At 71.8% G+C, this 17514-nt stretch carries 14 protein-coding genes; 8 read left to right on the plus strand and 6 right to left on the minus strand.

The features are described from left to right. Positions 1 to 98 precede the first annotated feature (98 nt). Genes WME96_RS38220 through WME96_RS38230 form a run of 3 tightly spaced genes read left to right on the plus strand, consistent with a single transcriptional unit; the run spans position 99 to position 2766 of the window. Entirely contained in the window at positions 99 to 1160 is a 1062-nt protein-coding gene (locus WME96_RS38220; protein WP_437286494.1) for a glycosyltransferase family 2 protein, read from the plus strand. Next, positions 1157 to 1774 (plus strand): class I SAM-dependent methyltransferase, encoded by a 618-nt coding sequence (locus tag WME96_RS38225; protein ID WP_437286495.1) that lies wholly within the window; start codon positions 1157 to 1159, stop codon positions 1772 to 1774. The genes WME96_RS38220 and WME96_RS38225 overlap by 4 nt, the downstream gene beginning before the upstream one ends. 2 nt (positions 1775 to 1776) lie before the next feature. Further along, positions 1777 to 2766 (plus strand): lysylphosphatidylglycerol synthase transmembrane domain-containing protein, encoded by a 990-nt coding sequence (locus tag WME96_RS38230; RefSeq protein WP_437286496.1) that lies wholly within the window; start codon positions 1777 to 1779, stop codon positions 2764 to 2766. Between the two features lie 34 nt (positions 2767 to 2800). Here WME96_RS38230 and WME96_RS38235 read toward each other — a convergent pair whose 3' ends face one another. Further along, positions 2801 to 3445 carry a hypothetical protein gene (locus WME96_RS38235; protein ID WP_437286497.1) on the minus strand — a complete coding sequence of 215 codons (645 nt, stop codon included), beginning with the start codon at positions 3443 to 3445 and terminating at the stop codon, positions 2801 to 2803. A gap of 109 nt (positions 3446 to 3554) precedes the next feature. Here WME96_RS38235 and WME96_RS38240 point away from each other — a divergent pair, with 109 nt between their 5' ends. The 4 genes from WME96_RS38240 to WME96_RS38255 all read left to right on the plus strand — a co-directional run bounded on the left by WME96_RS38240 (position 3555) and on the right by WME96_RS38255 (position 8569). After that, entirely contained in the window at positions 3555 to 5735 is a 2181-nt protein-coding gene (locus WME96_RS38240; protein WP_437286498.1) for a DUF2079 domain-containing protein, read from the plus strand. Then, a complete protein-coding gene (locus WME96_RS38245) occupies positions 5710 to 6159 on the plus strand; it encodes a universal stress protein (RefSeq protein ID WP_437286499.1) in 450 nt (149 codons plus the stop codon). The genes WME96_RS38240 and WME96_RS38245 overlap by 26 nt, the downstream gene beginning before the upstream one ends. A 136-nt stretch (positions 6160 to 6295) precedes the next feature. After that, complete coding sequence (locus tag WME96_RS38250) at positions 6296 to 7510, plus strand: ammonium transporter (protein ID WP_437286500.1); 1215 nt, start codon at positions 6296 to 6298, stop codon at positions 7508 to 7510. Positions 7511 to 7819: 309 nt separating this feature from the next. Then, on the plus strand, positions 7820 to 8569 hold the full coding sequence (locus WME96_RS38255; RefSeq protein ID WP_437286501.1) for a YebC/PmpR family DNA-binding transcriptional regulator: 750 nt from the start codon (positions 7820 to 7822) through the stop codon (positions 8567 to 8569). A gap of 58 nt (positions 8570 to 8627) precedes the next feature. Here the strand turns inward: WME96_RS38255 and WME96_RS38260 are convergent, their stop codons facing one another. Together WME96_RS38260 and coaBC are read right to left on the minus strand one after the other, a co-directional pair. Then, positions 8628 to 9425 carry a CPBP family intramembrane glutamic endopeptidase gene (locus WME96_RS38260; protein ID WP_437286502.1) on the minus strand — a complete coding sequence of 266 codons (798 nt, stop codon included), beginning with the start codon at positions 9423 to 9425 and terminating at the stop codon, positions 8628 to 8630. Continuing rightward, positions 9422 to 10753: a bifunctional phosphopantothenoylcysteine decarboxylase/phosphopantothenate--cysteine ligase CoaBC gene (coaBC, locus tag WME96_RS38265; RefSeq protein WP_437286503.1), complete on the minus strand. Its 1332-nt coding sequence runs from the start codon at positions 10751 to 10753 to the stop codon at positions 9422 to 9424. Before coaBC ends, WME96_RS38260 begins: the two co-directional genes overlap by 4 nt. Before the next feature lie 124 nt (positions 10754 to 10877). Between coaBC and WME96_RS38270 the strand changes: the two genes are divergently transcribed. After that, positions 10878 to 11402: a putative signal transducing protein gene (locus WME96_RS38270; protein WP_437286504.1), complete on the plus strand. Its 525-nt coding sequence runs from the start codon at positions 10878 to 10880 to the stop codon at positions 11400 to 11402. A gap of 93 nt (positions 11403 to 11495) precedes the next feature. Here WME96_RS38270 and WME96_RS38275 read toward each other — a convergent pair whose 3' ends face one another. The 3 genes from WME96_RS38275 to uvrC all read right to left on the minus strand — a co-directional run bounded on the left by WME96_RS38275 (position 11496) and on the right by uvrC (position 17350). Beyond that, positions 11496 to 13286 carry a VanW family protein gene (locus WME96_RS38275; protein WP_437286505.1) on the minus strand — a complete coding sequence of 597 codons (1791 nt, stop codon included), beginning with the start codon at positions 13284 to 13286 and terminating at the stop codon, positions 11496 to 11498. 96 nt (positions 13287 to 13382) lie between these two features. After that, positions 13383 to 14708, minus strand: a complete 1326-nt coding sequence (locus WME96_RS38280; protein ID WP_437286506.1) for a serine/threonine-protein kinase — start codon at positions 14706 to 14708, stop codon at positions 13383 to 13385. A gap of 236 nt (positions 14709 to 14944) precedes the next feature. Then, complete coding sequence (uvrC, locus tag WME96_RS38285) at positions 14945 to 17350, minus strand: excinuclease ABC subunit UvrC (protein WP_437286507.1); 2406 nt, start codon at positions 17348 to 17350, stop codon at positions 14945 to 14947. Positions 17351 to 17514: the final 164 nt, after the last annotated feature.

The raw sequence follows: 17514 nt of genomic DNA on the forward strand, positions 1-17514 counted from the left end.
TCCACGTATCCGCCGTCACCTCGCGCCCGCGCCGCGCGATCGTCGAACGACGGCACGGAACCGCGCGCTCCCGGAACGATCTGCTATCCTCCGCCGCCGTGATTGTGGACCAGCCCCCCACACCTGCCCCCAACGAGGCTCCGGAGGACCGGGTGACGTTCGGGCTCTCCGCCTTCGAGCCTCGCCCGAGCCTGATGGCGCCCTCCATCGCCCCGGCCCCCCAGCCGGCGCCGCACGTCTCCGTGGTCGTCCCGGGGCTGAACGAGGCAGACAGCCTGGCCGAGCTCGCGCAGCGCGTGGATCAGGCCCTGAAAGGGCGCTTCACCTACGAGCTCATCTTCGTCGACGACGGGAGCACCGACGACACCTGGAACGTCATCTCCAGGATCCGCGCGGAGAACCCGGTCGTGAAGGGCATCCAGCTGCGGAAGAACTTCGGCAAGGCGACGGCGCTGACGGCCGGCTTCCGCAAGGCGAGGGGCGCCGTGGTCGTCACCATGGACGCCGATCTCCAGGACGATCCGGCCGATCTGCCGAGCTTCATCGCCAAGGTCGAGGAGGGGCTCGACGTCGTGGTCGGCTGGAAGGTCAACCGGCTCGACCCCAAGAACCGCCTCGTCCTGTCCCGCATCTTCAACGGGACGGTCCGCAGGGTCACGGGCGTGAAGCTCCACGACATGAACTGCGGCTTCAAGGCGTACCGGAGCGAGGTGCTGCGCACCATCCCGATCTACGGCGATCTCTTCCGGTTCATCCCAGCGCTCGCCGCGTGGCAGGGCTTCCGCGTCGCCGAGATCCCGGTGCGCCACCACGCCCGCAAGTACGGCAGCTCCCGCTACGGCCTGGAGCGCATCCTGCGTGGCTTCTTCGACCTCCTCAGCGTCATGTTCCTGACCCGCTACTCGAAGAAGCCGATGCACCTCTTCGGCCTCATCGGCCTCGTGTTCGCGGCGATCGGGGTGACCATCAACGCGTACCTGACGCTGCTCTGGTTCCTCGGGCACAAGATCGGCGATCGCCCGCTGCTCCTCCTCGGCGTGCTGATGATCCTCCTCGGCATCCAGTTCTTCTCGATGGGCTTCATCGGCGAGTTCCTCACCTTCCAGATGCAGCAGCGACACCTGACCGACGACCCGCCCGTCCGCGAGGAGTTCGAGTGATATCTGACGCTTACTTCGGCCGCTTCGAGACCGTCAAATACCGGAAAGCAGGGGCGCTGAAGCGGAAGCTCATCCAGCGCTTCGCGTCCGCGATCCACGATCTCTTCATCGAGGCGAATCCGGTCGAGCGCGTGCTCGAGGTCGGCGTCGGGGAGGGGTTCCTCTCCGGCTACCTCTCCGAGAAGTTCCCCGAGAAGCAGTTCACCGGCGTGGACCTCAACCCCGCCGATATCGAGCGGCTGCAGCGGCTCTTCCCCCGGATCCAGGCGCGCGTCGGGAGCGCTTACGATCTCGGCGACCTCTGCGAGATCTCGCCCAGCTTCGATCTCGTGATCTGCGCCGAGGTGCTCGAGCACCTCGACACGCCCGACCGGGCGCTGGCCGAGATCCAGCGGCTCTCGCCCCGGCGCGTCATCCTCTCCGTGCCGCACGAGCCGTTCTTCAAGCTGTCGAACCTGCTCGCAGGGAACAACGTGCTCCGCCTCGGCAACGACAGCGATCACGTCAACCACTGGAACCCGGCGTCGTTCCGCCGGCTCATCGAGCCGCGCTTCGACGTCCTGCGGATGACGACCTCTTACCCCTGGATCCTCTGCCTCGCAGCCCCGCGCTGAGCATGCGCCGCACGGTCGTCCGCGCGATCGTCCGCCTCGTCGGGCCGCTCCTGCTCGCGGCCGTGATCCTGCGCATCGACGACCGCGACGCGGTGCTCGCCGCGCTCGCCTCGGCGTCGGCCGGCCCGCTCGCGCTCGCGGCGGCGCTGAACCTCCTCAACATCCACCTCAAGGTGGTGCGCTGGGACGCGCTGCTCCGCGCCCGGGGCATCCGTTACCCCCTCGGGCGTGCGTGGGCGTCGTTCATGACGTCGCTCTACGTCGGCATGCTGACCCCGGGGCGCGTCGGCGACCTCCTGCGGATCCGCTACCTGCGCCACGATCTCGGCGTGCCCTACGCGGAGGGGCTGGCCTCCGTCGTGATGGACCGGCTGTGCGACCTCTACGTGCTGGCCGCGTTCGTCGCCGTCGGCGTCGCGCACTACAGCGCGGTCATCGCCGGCCGCCTGGCCTGGGTGACGTGGGGCGGCATCGCAATCACGGTCTTCGCGCCGCTCGTGCTGCTCATCCCCGGGCTCGCCGAGCGGCTGATGCTCGCGCTGTCCCGCAAGCTCGCGAAGGCGCCGGCGGCGGGCGCGGAGCCGGGCGCGGCGAGCCGCTTCCTCGTGGCGCTGCGGGCCCACGTCGGGCGGGGGCTCCTCTTCACGCTGCCCGTCACGGTGGCGACGTTCATCGTCAACTTCCTGCAGGGCTACCTGATCGCGCGGGCGCTCGGGCTGTCGCTCTCGCTGTTCGACGTCACCTGCCTGCTCGCCATCGCGAACCTGCTCGGCCTCCTGCCGATCTCGATCGCCGGCGTCGGCGTGCGCGAGTTCTTCTTCGCCCTCGTGTTCCCCTCGCTCGGCTTCAGCGCCGAGCACGGCGTGAGCTTCGGCCTGCTCGTCTTCGCCGTCGTCTACCTCGTCGTCGTCGCGCTCGGCTTCGTGAGCTGGCAGATCGCCCCCCCGCCGAGCGCCCCCGAGGCCGCGCCGGCGGGCACCGCGCAGCCCTAGGGTGCTCCCCCTGCCCCCCCGACGCGCGCGCGGATCACCGGCCGGCGCTCATCGAGAACTGCGTCTTCATCGTCATGGGCTCGAAGGGACGAACCCGCGCGGCGGCCGCGCGGAAGGCGTCGGCCACGCACGCGCCGACCTCGGTCCCCTCGTAGGGCGCGCCGTCCAGCTGCACCGCGGCGTTGCCGCTCCGCAGGAAGGTCACGGTCACGGTCGCCTCGCCGGTCGGGCCGTCCGGCTGCCAGCAGCGCTGCGCGCGGCGGCCGCCGCGCTCGAGCGCCGCGGCCGCGTCCGTGGACAGGCGGAGGTGCTCCGAGAGGAGCCGGCTCCCCCCGGGCTCGATCCCGTCGTGGGAGAGCGACGACACCTCGACGAAGGCCGGGTACGAGGCGCTGCGGCTGGGGCAGTGCGCGGGGCGCACCATCGCGTAGCCGGTCGCGGTGGCGAAGCCGCACACCGCGAGGGCCACCAGGAGCGCGCGCTGCCCTCCGCTCCGTCCGTGCGGCCCGTCGAGCGGGCCGTCGTCGCCCGGCCCGCCGCGCAGGCGCTCGACCTCCGCGCGGATCTCGGCGATCTCCGCGTCCCGGGCGGCCAGCGCCGCGTCCCGCTCCTTCAGCTTGGCTTCGAGGGTTTCGATGCGCGCGCGAGCCGCATCGAGATGATCCCGGTAGTGCGACATGCCGCCATTCTACCGCGCCCCGCGCGCTCCGCCCTGCCCTTCCCGCGCCCCCCGCGCCGTTCCTTGACAGCGGGGGGTAGGGTCAAGTAGCCGAGACACCGCCTCATCCATGCTAGACGACCACCGCACCAGGCTGAACAGCGCGCTCGCGAAGCTCGACGGCGCCATCGCGCGGCTCGCGCGCGCCGCCTTGACCCTGGCGCCGTGGCCGATCCTCTACGGCATGAGCATCGCCGTGACGGCCTGGGTCCTCACCCACCCGAGCCGCCTGGCCCAGCTCGACACGAACAAGCTGACCGAGCTGGAGCGCCGCTGGATGGCCGGCGGCGCCGTCGTGGCGATCATCGGGGTCGGGCTCGCCTACTTCCTGGTGATGCTGGCGCGGCGGGCGCTGACCCCCTCGTGGGCGTTCGTGAACACGGTGGGCCGCCTCAACCGGGCCCTGGTCCCGCTGCTCGCGCTCCCGTTCGTCGCCGCGCTCAAGGTCCCGAACATCGAGAAGGACAGCCCGAAGACGGCGATCTTCTTCGCCGCCCTCGCCGCGGCGGCGGTCGGCGTGGGCCTCTACGCCTGGGGCCGCGGCGCGCGCGGCGACGCCCGCGAGCTCGACGGCGACCGCGAGCTCGACGGCGACCGCGCCGGCGCGCTCGCGAAGGCCGGGCGATGGCTCGCGCCGCTCGCCGTGGCCGCGCTGTGGGCGGGCTACGCCTTCTTCTTCTCCCGGCTCGCGATCACCAACCACCACGCGCTGCACACGCGGACGCCCGACCTCGGGTACTACGACAACATCTTCTACCAGTCGATCCACGGCCGGCCGCTCGGCTGCTCCTGGATCAAGGCCGGCTACCACGGCTCTGCGCACTTCGACCCGATCCTCGTCCTGCTCTCGCCGCTCTACCTCATCTATCCGAGGGCGGAGTTCCTCCTCGTGCTCCAGTCCGTGTGGCTCGGCGCCGGCGTCATCCCCGTGTACCTGCTCGCGCGCGAGAAGCTCGAGCACCGCGGCAAGGCGATCCTGCTCGCCGCCGTGTGGGCCATCTACCCGGCCCTGCACGGCACGAACATGTACGAGTTCCACTCGCTCACGCTGATCTCGCCGCTGGTCGTCTGGCTGCTCTACTTCTACGAGACCGGCAGGGACAGGCTGTACTGGGTCGCCCTCGCCGCGCTGCTGCTCTGCCGGGAGGACGTCTCCCTCCTGATGTGCTTCATCGGGCTCTACGCCATCCTCGACCGGCGCCCGGGCAGGACGCGCCTCGGCTGGGTGACCATCGCGACGAGCCTCGTCTACTTCGTCGTCGTCAAGCTGTTCTTCATGACGTCGGCCGGCATCATCATGTCGGGCAAGGACGCGTACTCGTTCGCCTACTACTACCAGGAGCTCATGCCGAACCGGAGCGGGCTCGGCGGCCTCGTCGTCTCGCTCCTCACGAACCCCGTCTTCGCCCTCAAGGTCATGCTGGAGGAGCCGAAGATCCTCTTCCTGCTCCAGCTCTTCGTCCCCCTCTGCTTCCTGCCCTTCCTCGCGAAGCCCGGGCGGTGGATGCTCGCCTACGGGCTCATGTTCTGCCTCCTCGCCTCGCGCGACGCGGTCTTCTCGATCCACTTCCAGTACTCGGCGGTCCTCTTCCCGATCGCCTTCGCGCTGGCGCCGATCGGGCTCAAGCGGGCCGCGGACTCCGCGCCGGCCGCCTACTTCGGGCTCGACGGGCGGCGCCTGTCGCGCGCGCTGCTCGCGGCGACGCTCGTGGCGAGCGCGCTCGTGTCGTGGAAGTTCGGCGGCCTCGTCGAGAACGCCTCGTTCCGGGGCGGCTTCTCCCGCGTCGCGCGCAGGTTGACGCCCGACCAGGAGGCGACCTACGCGTGGGTGCGGCAGCAGGTCGAGGCGATCCCGCCCGGCGCGGTCGTCGGCGCGACGAGCAAGATGGGGCCGCACATCTCGAACCGGAAGGAAGCCTATTTCTATCCAGGGGACCGCGCCGCGCTCGTCCAGTACGTGCTGCTCGACGAGGGGGAGCTCAAGGCCAAGGACCTCGATCGCCACAACGCGGCGGTGAAGCGCGGCGAGCTCATGGAGCTCGGCCGGCTGAAGAAGATGGCGCTGTTCAAGCGCGTGAAGCCGGCGACGAAGGAGCCGCCGCAGCCGCCGCAGTCGCCAGAAGAGCCCGACGAGCCCACTACCCGCGAGCCGCGCCCGGAGCTACGAAAGCTGAAGAACAAGCCGGGCAGCCCGCCGCCCGGCACCACCAGCACCGCGGAGCAAGATGAAGACCCTCCTCCTGGCCCATGACTTCGACGAGACCTCCGAGCTCGCCCTCGACACGGCGATCGAGCTCGCCCGCAAGCTCTCCGCGAAGGTCGTCGTGGCGCACGTGTACAGCGTGCCCGTCTACAGCTTCCCGGAAGGCTCGTCGCTGATCCCCTCGGCGGAGGACGCCGCGCGCCTCGCCGAGGCGGCGCAGCGGAGCCTCGATCAGGTGCTCGAGCGCCGCCGCGCCACGCCCGACGTCGAGATCTCGGGCGTGCTCCGCGCCGGCGTCCCCGACGAGGAGATCTGCCGCCTCGCGGGCGAGATCGGCGCCGAGATGATCGTGATCGGGACGCACGCGCGCGGGGCCTTCGCACGGGTCCTGATCGGCAGCGTCGCGCAGCGGGTGGTGCGCGCGGCGACCGTCCCCGTCCTGACGGTCCGCGGCCCGAAGCCCGAGGGCTGACGCGGCGCCGCCGGCACGTTGTCCGCATCACCAGGAATTCCCTGGGATACCCTGGAAATTTCCTGATCCGCTGCCAAATGCGTCCAGCCGCGGAGACGAAACCTCGTTGAAACTTCGGGCACGTTACCCCCGTGCCATGAAGATCGACACTGGGGATACGGCCTGGCTCCTCGCATCAACAGCCCTCGTCCTTTTCATGACGCCGGGCCTTGCCCTGTTCTACGGCGGCATGGTGCGCCGCAAGAACGTGCTCGCGACGCTCATGCACTCGTTCGCCGCGCTCGCGGTGATCTCGGTGCAGTGGGTGGCGATCGGGTACTCGCTCGCGTTCGGCACGTCGCAGGGCGGGCTCATCGGCGGGCTCGATTATGTCGGCATGCGCGGGCTCGCGGGGGTTGAGCGGGGCACCGTGCCGCACCTCGCGTTCGCGGCGTTCCAGATGATGTTCGCGGTGATCACGCCCGCGCTCATCGCGGGGGCGTTCGCGGAGCGCATGCGGTTCCCGGCGTACCTGGTCTTCATCCTGCTCTGGTCGACGCTCGTCTATGATCCTGTCGCCCACTGGGTGTGGGCCGAGAAGGGCTGGCTCTTCGAGATGGGGGCGCTCGACTTCGCGGGCGGCACCGTGGTGCACCTCGCGGCGGGCATCTCGGCGCTCGTGTGCGCGGTCGTGCTGGGCCGGCGCTCGGGGTACCCGCACGAGCGGCACGTGCCGCACAACCTGACGATGACCCTGACGGGCACGGGCATCCTCTGGTTCGGCTGGTTCGGCTTCAACGCCGGCAGCGCGCTCACCTCGGGCGGGCTCGCCGCGCTGGCGATGCTCGACACGCACCTCGCGGCGGCGGCGGGCGGCGCGGCGTGGCTCTTCGTGGAGTGGGCGCAGCGGGGCAAGCCGACCGCGCTCGGCGTCGCCTCCGGCATCGTGGCCGGGCTCGTCGGCATCACGCCGGCGGCCGGGTTCGTGGCGCCGTGGGCCGCCGTCGTGATCGGCCTGCTCGCGGGCGTGGTCTGCTACTTCGCGGTCGTCTCGAAGGAGCGCCTCCGCTACGACGACTCGCTCGACGCGTTCGGCGTGCACGGCGTGGGCGGGCTCCTCGGCGCGGTCCTCACCGGCGTCTTCGCCGAGAAGGCCCTGAACGAGGGCGGCCGCGACGGCGTGATCGCCGGCAACCCCGGCCAGATGGTCCCGCAGCTCGCCGGCATCATCGCGGTCGGGCTGTACGCCGCGATCGCGACCTTCCTGCTCCTCAAGCTGGTCGACAAGCTGATCGGCCTCCGCGTGGCCGAGAGCGACGAGCGCGAGGGCCTCGACGCCACCGAGCACGGCGAGACCGGCTACGCGCTGTAGCGACACGGCGGGCAGCCCCGGATCCCCCAGGTCGATCAGGGCTCCGGCCGCGTTCGCCCTCCTGGTCAGGAGGGGCAAGCGCGGTCCGGGGCGCCGTCGTAGTTGCCTCCACCCGGGCGCACCGCTAGAGCGACAGACGGTTCGAACCGCCAGGGCGCCAAAAGCGCCAAGAGACGTCGAACATCTCTTGGCGCTCTCGGCGTCCTGGCGGTTTCTCTCTTCGAACCGATCGGTGCTCCAGCTTGCGCCGAACCTTTCCCCTGGGCGCGCGCCGCGCGCGAGCGCCCCGTCATCACGGAGCAGACAGGCATGAGCGGCCATTCTAAGTGGGCCACCATCAAGCGGAAGAAGGGCGCGCTCGACGCGAAGCGCGGCAAGCTCTTCACGAAGCTCATCAAGGAGATCACCGTCGCGTCGCGCATGGGCGGCGGGGACCCGAACGGCAACCCGCGCCTCCGCAAGGCGATCAACGACGCCAAGGGCCAGGCGATGCCCGCCGACACGATCAAGCGCGCCATCCAGCGCGGCACCGGCGAGATCGAGGGCGCGAACTACGAGGAGATCCTCTACGAAGGCACGGGCCCCGGCGGCACGCTCTTCCTCTGCGAGGCGATGACCGACAACCGGAACCGCACCGTCGCCGAGATCCGGAAGATCTTCGAGAAGAACAACGGGCAGCTCGGCGCCGGCGGCTCCGCGCAGTGGGCCTTCGAGCGCAAGGGGATCATCCTCATCGCGAAGGACGGGGCGACCGAGGATCAGCTCATGGACATCGCCGTCGGCGCGGGCGCCGATGACTACAGCGACCAGGGAGAGGACTGGCAGGTGCTCTCCAGCGTCGACGTGATGGACACGGTCGTGAAGGCCCTCGAGGACGCGAAGATCGCGGTGAAGTCGAACTCCGCGGGCTACGTCCCCAAGAACAAGAAAGAGGTCGCGGGCCGCGACGCCGAGGTCTGCCTCAACCTCGTCGACTCGCTCGACGACCACGACGACGTGCAGAACGTCTACGCCGACTTCGACGTCCCCGACGAGGAGCTCGCGAAGCTCGAGGGCTGACGCGCGGCGCCGGGGCAGGCCCCCGCGCGTCGCCGCCGAAGGCCGCCCGGCGCCGCCGTCAGGGGCGCCAGATCGGGAAGCTCACGATCGCCCACGAGAAGAACGCGTGGGCGAAGAGCGCCGGGGGCAGCCGCCCGGTCCGGTGCACCACGCGCCCCCACACGATCGAGCAGCCGAAGCCCGCCGCGACGAGCAGCGGGTTCGGCCCGGCGACCGGATCGCCGAGCAGGAAGAGCGTGGGGAGGTGCGCGACGGCGAAGAGCGCGCTCGACAGCAGCCAGGCGGCCCCCTGGCCGAGCGGCCCCTCGAGCGCGCGCATCACGAGGCCGCGCCAGACGAGCTCCTCGAGCGCGGCCACGACGAACACCAGCGCGCCGACGAACACGCGCGCGTCGGCCGACGGGTCGCCGAGCTGGAGGTACAGGCGGAGGAGCCACGCCTCACGCGGCGAGCCCCGCGGGGAGATCGCCATCTGCACCGCCATGGCGACGCCGTAGAGCACCGCCGCGACGAGCGCGCCGCGCGCGAGGTCGCCCGACAGCGGGCGGAGGGCGGCGCGGAGCTCGCCGCGGCGGCGGAGCCACATCACCGTGGCCGCGCCGAGGACAGCGTAGGGCGCGCCGACCGCCGCGAGCATGCTGGCCGCGCCCGCGCGCTCCGGGTCGAACGCGATCGAGACGGCGACCGCGACGACGGCGGTGACCGTGGCGGCGACGAGCGCGGCCTCGCGGCGCGAGGCGCGCGGCGGCTCGCGCGGATCGGTCGACCGCGGATCTTGCGAAGAGGCCGGGGCAGGCGGCGGGGCCGCGGACGGAGGAGCGGCCGAGGGAGGGGCGGCGGCGTCGACGGGGATCATCGCGCGCACATCCGGGAGACGCGGTCGAGGATGCGGTCCGCGAGCACGGGCTTGGGCAAGACGCCGAGGGCGTCGGCGGCGTCGCGGGTCACGAGCGTCGCGCGGTTGTCGTCCCGGCCGAACGAGTCCGCCGCGTGGTTGGCGACGATCATGTCGACGCGCTTGCTCGCGAGCTTGTGCCGGGCATAGGCGATCACCCCCTCGTCCGCGGCGGTCTCGACGGCGAACCCGACGAGCACCGGCGGCCGCGATCCGTCGGGCGGCGCCGCGCCGGCGAGGCCGGCGCGCGCGGCGCCGACCTCGGCGAGCAGATCGGGGTTCGGCACGAGCGGCAGCGCGGCGAGATCGGGGGTGCGCTTCAGCTTGGTCGCGTGCTGCTCGGCGGGCCGGTAGTCGGACACCGCGGCCGTCATGATCAGCGCGTCCGCGCCGCGCAGATCCTCGCCGAGCGCCTCCCAGAGCGCGGCGCGCATCGAGAGCGCGCCGCGCACGTCGACGCGCCGCGCGCCCGGCGGCGTGGAGAGCGACACGGGGCCGGCGATGAGCGTGACCTCCGCGCCGCGGGCTGCGGCGCGCTCGGCGACGGCGAAGCCCATCTTGCCGGTCGACCGGTTGCCGAGGAAGCGCACGGGATCGAGGTCCTCGAGCGTCGGGCCCGCGGTGACGACGACGCGGAGCCCCGCGAGATCGCGCGGGGCGAGCTGCGCGAAGGCCGCGGCCGCGATCGCCGCGGGATCGGCCATGCGACCGAGGCCGCGCTCACCGGAGGCGACCTCGCCGAAGACGGGGCCCACGAGCTCGACGCGGCCGTCGGCCGCGAGCGCGGCGACGTTCCGCGCCGTCGCGGGGTGAGCCCACATGCGGGGGTGCATGGCCGGCGCGGCGAGCACCGGCCCCTTCGCGCACAGGGCGACCGCCGTCACGAGGTCGTCGGCGCGCCCCGCGGCGAGGCGGGCGAGCAGGTCGGCGGTCGCGGGCACGAGGAGCACGAGATCCGCCTCGGCGGCGAGCGCGACGTGCAGCTCGCCCGCGAAGCCCGGGTCCCACATCGTGTCGCGCACCGGCTCGCCGCAGAGCCCGCTCAGCGTCATCGGCCCCAGGAACTGCTGCGCGGCGCGGGTCATGAGCGGCAGCACGCGCGCGCCGCCCTGGATCAGGAGGCGGGCGACCTCGGCGGCCTTGTAGGCGGCGATGCTGCCGGAGACGGCGAGCGCGACGGTCGGCCGCGCGCCTGCGGCGGCGCGGCCGGCGGCCGGCGGAGCGGGGGCGCTCGGGGGAGACGCACGGCCCGGAGAGGGCGCGGGAGAGGACGGCGTTCGGCCGGACATGGCGCAGGAGCCAGCGTGGGTCGGGGATCCGGGAGCCAACGTGGGTCGGGGATCCGGCGCCCACCCTGGCACGAAAACGGGCAGCCGTACACGCTGCGCCGCGGCCGGATGCTAGCCTCGGGAGGTGCGCTCCTCCGATCGGCTTCGCGGCCGCTCCCAGGCGGGCTCCGAGCAGCTCGTCACCGTGGCGACCTACAGCGAGTCCGTCGAGGCGCAGATGGGGCGCTCGGCGCTGAACGCTCACGGCGTCCGCGCCTTCATCGCCGATGAGCACGTGGCGACGCTGACCCCTCATTACATCGGCAGCTCCCTCGGGATCCGGCTCCAGGTGCCGCGCGCGGACCTGGAGCGGGCGGCCGAGATCCTGAGGCCGCCGGCCGTCGACGACGATCGCGAGCTCGACGACGACGACGCGGCCGAGCTCGACGGGCCGAAGTGCCCGGCGTGCGAGGCGCGCTACGCTTACCGCGAGTGGACGCCCGGCCAGGTCCTCGTCATCATCGCGCTGCTCGGGTTGCCGCTCCTCGTGCTGAAGAAGCGATGGCACTGCCGCAAGTGCGACGCCTACTGGGCGCCGGCGCCGGCCGCGCCGAGGGCCGGGAACCCCTACCGGGCGCCGCGCGGGACGGCGCTGCGGGCGAAGAGCTAACGCCGCTCGCGCGGCGCCTCCGGCGCTGACGCGCGGAGACGGCGGCCAGAGGCGCGCTGAAGGGACCGGCGACGGGCGATCTTCGCCCGCTCATCAGCCGTCCTCGGCCTTGTCCTCGCCCTTGTTCCGGCGCCGCTTCTTGCTCTTGCCGTCGTCCTTCGTCTCGTCGGCCGCGGGGCCTTTCTGGCCACGGGACTCTCGCCGCGCCTTGCCGTCGGGCGCAGGCTCGCTCGCGCGCTGCACGATGTCGGCGCCCTCGGCGGGCAGGGCGTCCTCGCCGCGCGGGCGGCCGCCTTCCCTGTCCCTCTCCGATTCCCCGCGCGCGTCCTTCTTCTCGTCCTTGGCGCGGAAGGTGCCGAACCCCGCGCGGTCGGTCCAGCCGCGCTCGCCGGTGAGACCCGGCTCCCGGCTCTCGACCGTGCCGCCGCCCGGCTCGGGGCCGGTCGCGCCGGGCGTGCGGACGTCCGGGCCCTGCGTGACGACGAGGTACTCGTCCGCCACGTACTCGGGGTGATTGTCGTCGGCCGCCTTGAACTCCGGGTCGCGCGGGCCGCTCCCGACATGGACGATCTGCGTGGTCGGCGGGTAGCTGTCGCTCCACTTCTCCCGCACCGCATAGGCGCCGTCGCGCACGACCCGCGAGCTCGTCGTCCTGAAGCCGGGGATGCCGCGCTGAGCCAGCACCCGTGTACCGTCAGGCAGCTTCGGCGTCGGGCGCTCGAGCTCCTCGAACGGGATGACCGCGTCGACGCGGCGAAAGTACGTGACCGTGAGCTTGCGTGAGGGCCCGAGGATCTCGGCGCGCACGACGCCGCCCGACACCGTCTCGTGGAGCACGATCGGGAAGTCGAACGGGTTCCTGAAGCGGTAGTTGATCGTCGGATAGACGACGGTCGCGTCGAGGCCGAGCTTGATGTAGTAGCTCGGGCGGGAGTGCGGGTAACGCTCGACGATCTCGAGCCCCGCGAAGAACGCGGCGCCGTGGAGCGTGCCCGAGATCTGGCACGTCCCGCCGCCGAGCCCGTCGACGAGCTCTCCTTGCGCGATGACGGGCGCGACGCGGTACCCGTGCGCCTCGTCGCGCGGGCCGACCGTCTCGTTGAAGTCGAATATCTCCCCCGGCATGACGACGACGCCGTCGAGCTTCGAGGCGGCGAGCCTGAGGTTGTACGTCCTCTCCTTGGACTTCGCCCCGGTCGCGTAGCGCGTCTCGAAATAGCCGAGCACCTGATCGAACTTGACGTTGCCGAGCTGCTCGGCGACGAGCTTCGGCGCGATCGTCTCGACGCTCGCCAGCGCCGTGTCCTCGCCGGCCCTCAGGGCAGCGTCGATGCGCGCGAGCGTGCCGTAGACGTCCAGCCGATACCCGATCTTCTCGGGCTTGAGCTGCCGCGCCTCGAGATCGACATAGGCGTCGACCGCCGGCGCGTCGAGCTCGACCTTCAGATCGAGCAGCATGCTGATCGCCCGCTCGGAGTCGAGCAGGAGCGGGATCGGGATGTCGAGCGGGGCATCCTCGTCCTTCCGCTCGTGCGCGCGGCGGAGCGCGCTCTCGGGGCGGAGCGCCTCGCGGATGAACTCGGCGAGTCGGACCCGGTTGATCTCGACGCCGAGGTCGTTGCGGCGGAGCGCGCGCGCAGAGCCGTCGGGGAGCACGATCCGGATCTCCCCGGTAGCGTAGCGGCGCACGAGGTCGAGCGCGTTCGCCACGACGTCGCCGCCCGTCGGCACCGGCACCTGCGCCACGCGGAGCACCGGCGGCGGCTTGGGGCCGTCGTCCGGCGGCGGCGGCAGCACGAGGTACGTGATGACCAGGCCGCTCGTGACGAAGATCGCCACCAGCGCGGCGAACCGCCAGAGCTCCGGCGAGCGGCGAAGATCCATGGGAGGGCGGCCATCTTGAAAAGCCTTCCCCGAACCGTCAAGCAAACGCCGCCGCGGAGGGCGGCGCGGGCGAGCGGCTGCGAGCGCGCGAGGCGGCTACGGGCCGGCGCTGCCGGGACGGCGCGGCGCCTTCGCAGCGGCCGACGCTGCGCGCGCGGCCCTGAGGAGCGGCTCCTTGATCGAGCCCGCCCTCGGCGCGAGCTCCGGGCCCCGCGGGTGCGGCGCGCCCCGGCGCACCGACGACCCGAGCAGGTACGCGCCCGCGAGCGCCGCGAGGACCGCCAGGCAGACCGCGGCGACGGGGACGACCCAGCGCCGCGCCCGGCCCACGGGCGGCGACGAGACCTGCGGCGGGCTCGCGTCGCGCTCGACGATCGCGCGCCCGGGACGGGCGGCCGCCTGCGGCGAGCTCGGCTGGGGAGGCGGCTCGTCGTGGTCGATCGAGCGCTCGCGCGCGATCTGCATGGCCTCCTGGATCGCGACGCGCCGCCGCTCGCCGCGCGGGCCGAGCATCTGCTGCATCAGCGTGGCGAGCTCATCGGTCGTGGCGAGCGGCGTCGCCGGCGACACCTGCTCGATGGCGCGACGCAGGTCGGCCATCGTGGCGAAGCGCTCGTCCCTCGGCTTCGCGAGCGCCCTCATGATGATGCGGTCGACGCTCTCGGGGAGCGAGGGGACGAGGGTCCGCGCCGGCTCGGCCGCGGCCTTGTCACAGATGCGGCGCACCGTCGCGGGCTCGTTCTCGGCGAGGAAGGGGTGCTTGCCCGTGACGAGCTGGTAGAAGACGATCCCGAGCGTGAACACGTCGGTGCGCCGATCGATCGGCTCGCTGCCCGCCTGCTCCGGCGACATGTACGCGAACTTGCCCTTCACCTGCCCGACCTGGGTGCGCTGCAGGTTCGAGGCGGCCTTGGCGACGCCGAAGTCGAGGATCTTCACCGTCCCGTCGTAGCCGACCAGGATGTTTTGCGGCGAGACGTCGCGGTGGACGAGGCCGACGAGCTTGCCGTCGCGGCCGCGCAGCTCGTGCGCCGCGTGCAGGCCGAGGGCCGCCTCGCCCACGATGCGCAGCGCGACGGGGAGCGGCACGCCGCCGCGCGCCTTGCTCTCCCGCAGAACCAGGTTGAGCGGCTCACCGTCGATGAGCTCCATCACCTGATAAAGGACGCCGTCCTCCTCGCCCACATCGATGGTCTCGGCGACGTTCGGGTGGTGGATCTGCGAGACCAGGGTGGCCTCATCCAGGAACATCGCCTCGAAGTCCGGGTCGTCGCTCAGCTCGGCGCGCAGCAGCTTGACGGCGACGATCCTCGGCAGCTGGCCGCTCGTCCGAGCGGCCCACACCGAGGCCATGCCCCCGAGCGCGATCGGGACGAGGAGCTCATAGCGACCGAGCGTGTGGCCAGCGCGTACTTCTCCCATGGTGCTCACGTGCCGCTAACCCCGGCGAAGGCGGCAATCCCCCCCGGGAATCGGGCCCGCCGAGCGCGGCCTCCATGAGATCGGGTCCGCAAGAAGCGCTCGGTGTGCCGGGTGATGCTCTTGATCGACGATCGACAGCGGGCGCCAAGCTCGCGGCCGGGCGCCCGCTCTCCGGATCGTCGCAGAGAACGACCTGGCGCTCAACCGGGAACGTTATTCAGCAAGAGCGTGATAATTCACCGGTCCGCCCCGGATCGGCGGGACCGCTCGCGCTCACCGCGCGAGCCCCGGGGCCTGGAGGGCGCGCCGCCTCCCTCGGCCGGCGCATCGGGCTGCGGGACCTCGGGAGACGGGATGACCTTGCGCAGCGCGGACAGGTGGCGCTTGGTGACGCCTGTCACCGCCAGGATCTGCGCGTCGGTCGCGCGACGCACTGCCTCCAGCGAGCCGAGCTCCCGGAGGAGCGCCGTCCTCACGGCGCCGCCGAGGCCCGGGATGTCCTCGATCTCGGAGCGAAGGCGCCGCGCCTTGCCGAGCCGCTTGCGTGCGTGGTTTGCGAAGCGGTGCGCTTCATCTCGGGCGCGCGCGAGGAAGAAGAGGGCGGAGCTCGTGGAGCGGAGCGGGATACCGTTCTTCTGGCCAGGCAGATAGACGCGGTCGACGAGCTTCTCGCCGGCCTGCGTCTCCCGCTCCTTGGCGAGGCCCACGATCGGGAGGCCGTGGAGGCCGAGATCGCGCGCCGCCGACAGCGCGACCTGGAGCTGCCCGCGGCCGCCATCGACCACGAGCAGATCGGGCAGATCCCACTCGGCTCCGCCGGACTGCGCGCTCTTCGGCGCGTCCTCTGCCGAGCCTGCGGCCTGCCGCTCCGCGGTCGCGGGCACCTCGGCAGTCTCCGCCTCCACCGGAGCGTCGCTCGCAGCAACCAGGCCAATTTCCTCGTCAGCCACGTCGCTCTCGGCCTCGTCGATCTCTGCGAGATCGCTCTCGGCCTCGTCGCTCCCTGCGAGATCGCTCTCGGCCTCGTCGCTCCCTGCGAGATCGCTCTCGGCCTCGTCGCTCCCTGCGAGATCGCTCTCGGCCTCGTCGAGCTCGGGCACCTCGCGCGCTGTCGTGTCGCGCTCTGCCGCGTCACTCTCTGTCGCGCCGCGCTCTGCCTGCACGCGCTCTCCCTCGTCGCCCGCGGCCGCCTCGGAGGTGCCGAGCGCGGCCGCCTCGCTGTCTGCGGCGGGCTGCGGGCTCGCCGGCCGAGCGGCCTTGCCGCGGCGGAACCGGCGCGCGAGCACCTCGTACATGGCGGCGTAGTCGTCGCCGTCGGCCACGCTCTTCACGTTGAAGCTGCGGTAGCGCTTCTTGTCCGGCTGGCCGTCGAGGAGCGCCACGATCGATCCCACGGTGTCGCCCCCGCCGAGATGAGAGATGTCGCAGCACTCGATGCGACGCGGGAGCGTCGGGAGGCGGAGGCGCTCCCTGAGCTCCTCGAGACGGGCCTCGAGATCGTCGGAGCTCCTCTGCTTTTCCCGGAACGCGTGAGCTGCGTTCTCGCTCGCCATCTTGAGCAGATCGACGCGGGGCCCGCGCTGAGGCACGAAGAGCGCCACCTTGCGGCCGCGCCGATCGCTGAGCCACTCCGCGACGCCCTCTGCGCCGTCGGGCAACACCGGCACGAGGACCTCATCGGGGATCGTGGTGGACGCGACGCCATAGTACTCGTTCAGAAAACCGCCGAGCACCTCGTCGTCCGGCAGCTCCATGTTGCGGAGCGAGAAGGACAGCGTGTCTGTCACGCGCCCCTGGCGCACGAGGATCACCTCGACCTCCACCAGCGTCCCCTCGCGGTAGATGCCCACGACGTCTTGATCGACGTCCTTCACATAGACGACGCGCTGGGCCTCCCGCACCGCCTCGACTGCACGGAGCTGATCGCGGTAGATGGCGGCGCGCTCGAACTCGAGCTCCCGCGACGCGTCCCGCATTCGCGCGGTGAGCTCGCCCGTGAGCTCGTCGTGGCGGCCTTCGAGGAAGAGCGCGACCGAGCGGACCATCTCCGTATAGAGCTCCCGGTCCACATCCATCACGCAGGGCGCGAGGCAACGCTTGATCTGGTACTGCAGGCAGGGGCGACGGCGCGACGCCATCTCGGCATCGGAGCAGGTGCGGAGCTGGAAGTGCTTGTTGACCAGGTGGAGCGTCCGCCGCGCGCTCGTCGCCGAGTGGTACGGACCGAAATACCGGGCCTTGTCCGGGGCGGGACGGCGGACCGTCTCGAGCATCGGCCACTCCTTCTGGGGGTCGAGCTTGAGGCAGAGGAAGTCCTTGTCGTCGCGCAGCTTGACGTTGAAGCGGGGCTTGTGCTGCTTGACGAGCTCGTTCTCGAGTACGGCCGCTTCCTTCTCGGTGGCCGTCACCACCGTCTCCAGATCGGCCACGATTTTCCGGAGTATCGGGATGAAGTAGCGGGCGTCGCTCCCGCTCTCCTGAAAGTAGCTGCGGACGCGGGAGCGCAGGCTCTTCGCCTTGCCGACGTAGACGACGGCGCCGGTCTTGTCGATGAACAGGTAGCAGCCCGGCTTCGTCGGGAGCGACGCGAGCTTGGCTGCGACGAGGGCTTCGGGATCCTGCTTGGCGCTCGGGTTGACCACGGCCGGAACGATCTAGAAGTCGCGCGCGCCGGCAGCAAGCGCCCCGATCACGGCCCGTCGACGCAGAGGGCAGACGCGGCCGGCGCCGGCGCTCCTTCACGGATGTGGCGGCGCCGCTCGCCGCCAGGGCAGGGGCGGAACGCCCAGGTCGAGATCTCGGGCAG

It is taken from the genome of Sorangium sp. So ce406 (assembly GCF_051474675.1).
GTDB classification, from domain to species: domain Bacteria; phylum Myxococcota_A; class Polyangia; order Polyangiales; family Polyangiaceae; genus Sorangium; species Sorangium cellulosum_G.

Coding starts and splice junctions, on each gene's coding strand:
- WME96_RS38235 (WP_437286497.1), bottom strand. CDS start 3,445: ATGTCGCACTACCGGGATCATCTCGATGCGGCTCGCGCGCGCATCGAA.
- WME96_RS38260 (WP_437286502.1), bottom strand. CDS start 9,425: ATGATCCCCGTCGACGCCGCCGCCCCTCCCTCGGCCGCTCCTCCGTCC.
- WME96_RS38255 (WP_437286501.1), top strand. CDS start 7,820: ATGAGCGGCCATTCTAAGTGGGCCACCATCAAGCGGAAGAAGGGCGCG.
- WME96_RS38250 (WP_437286500.1), top strand. CDS start 6,296: ATGAAGATCGACACTGGGGATACGGCCTGGCTCCTCGCATCAACAGCC.
- coaBC (WP_437286503.1), bottom strand. CDS start 10,753: ATGTCCGGCCGAACGCCGTCCTCTCCCGCGCCCTCTCCGGGCCGTGCG.
- WME96_RS38275 (WP_437286505.1), bottom strand. CDS start 13,286: ATGGATCTTCGCCGCTCGCCGGAGCTCTGGCGGTTCGCCGCGCTGGTG.
- WME96_RS38240 (WP_437286498.1), top strand. CDS start 3,555: ATGCTAGACGACCACCGCACCAGGCTGAACAGCGCGCTCGCGAAGCTC.
- WME96_RS38280 (WP_437286506.1), bottom strand. CDS start 14,708: ATGGGAGAAGTACGCGCTGGCCACACGCTCGGTCGCTATGAGCTCCTC.
- WME96_RS38230 (WP_437286496.1), top strand. CDS start 1,777: ATGCGCCGCACGGTCGTCCGCGCGATCGTCCGCCTCGTCGGGCCGCTC.
- WME96_RS38245 (WP_437286499.1), top strand. CDS start 5,710: ATGAAGACCCTCCTCCTGGCCCATGACTTCGACGAGACCTCCGAGCTC.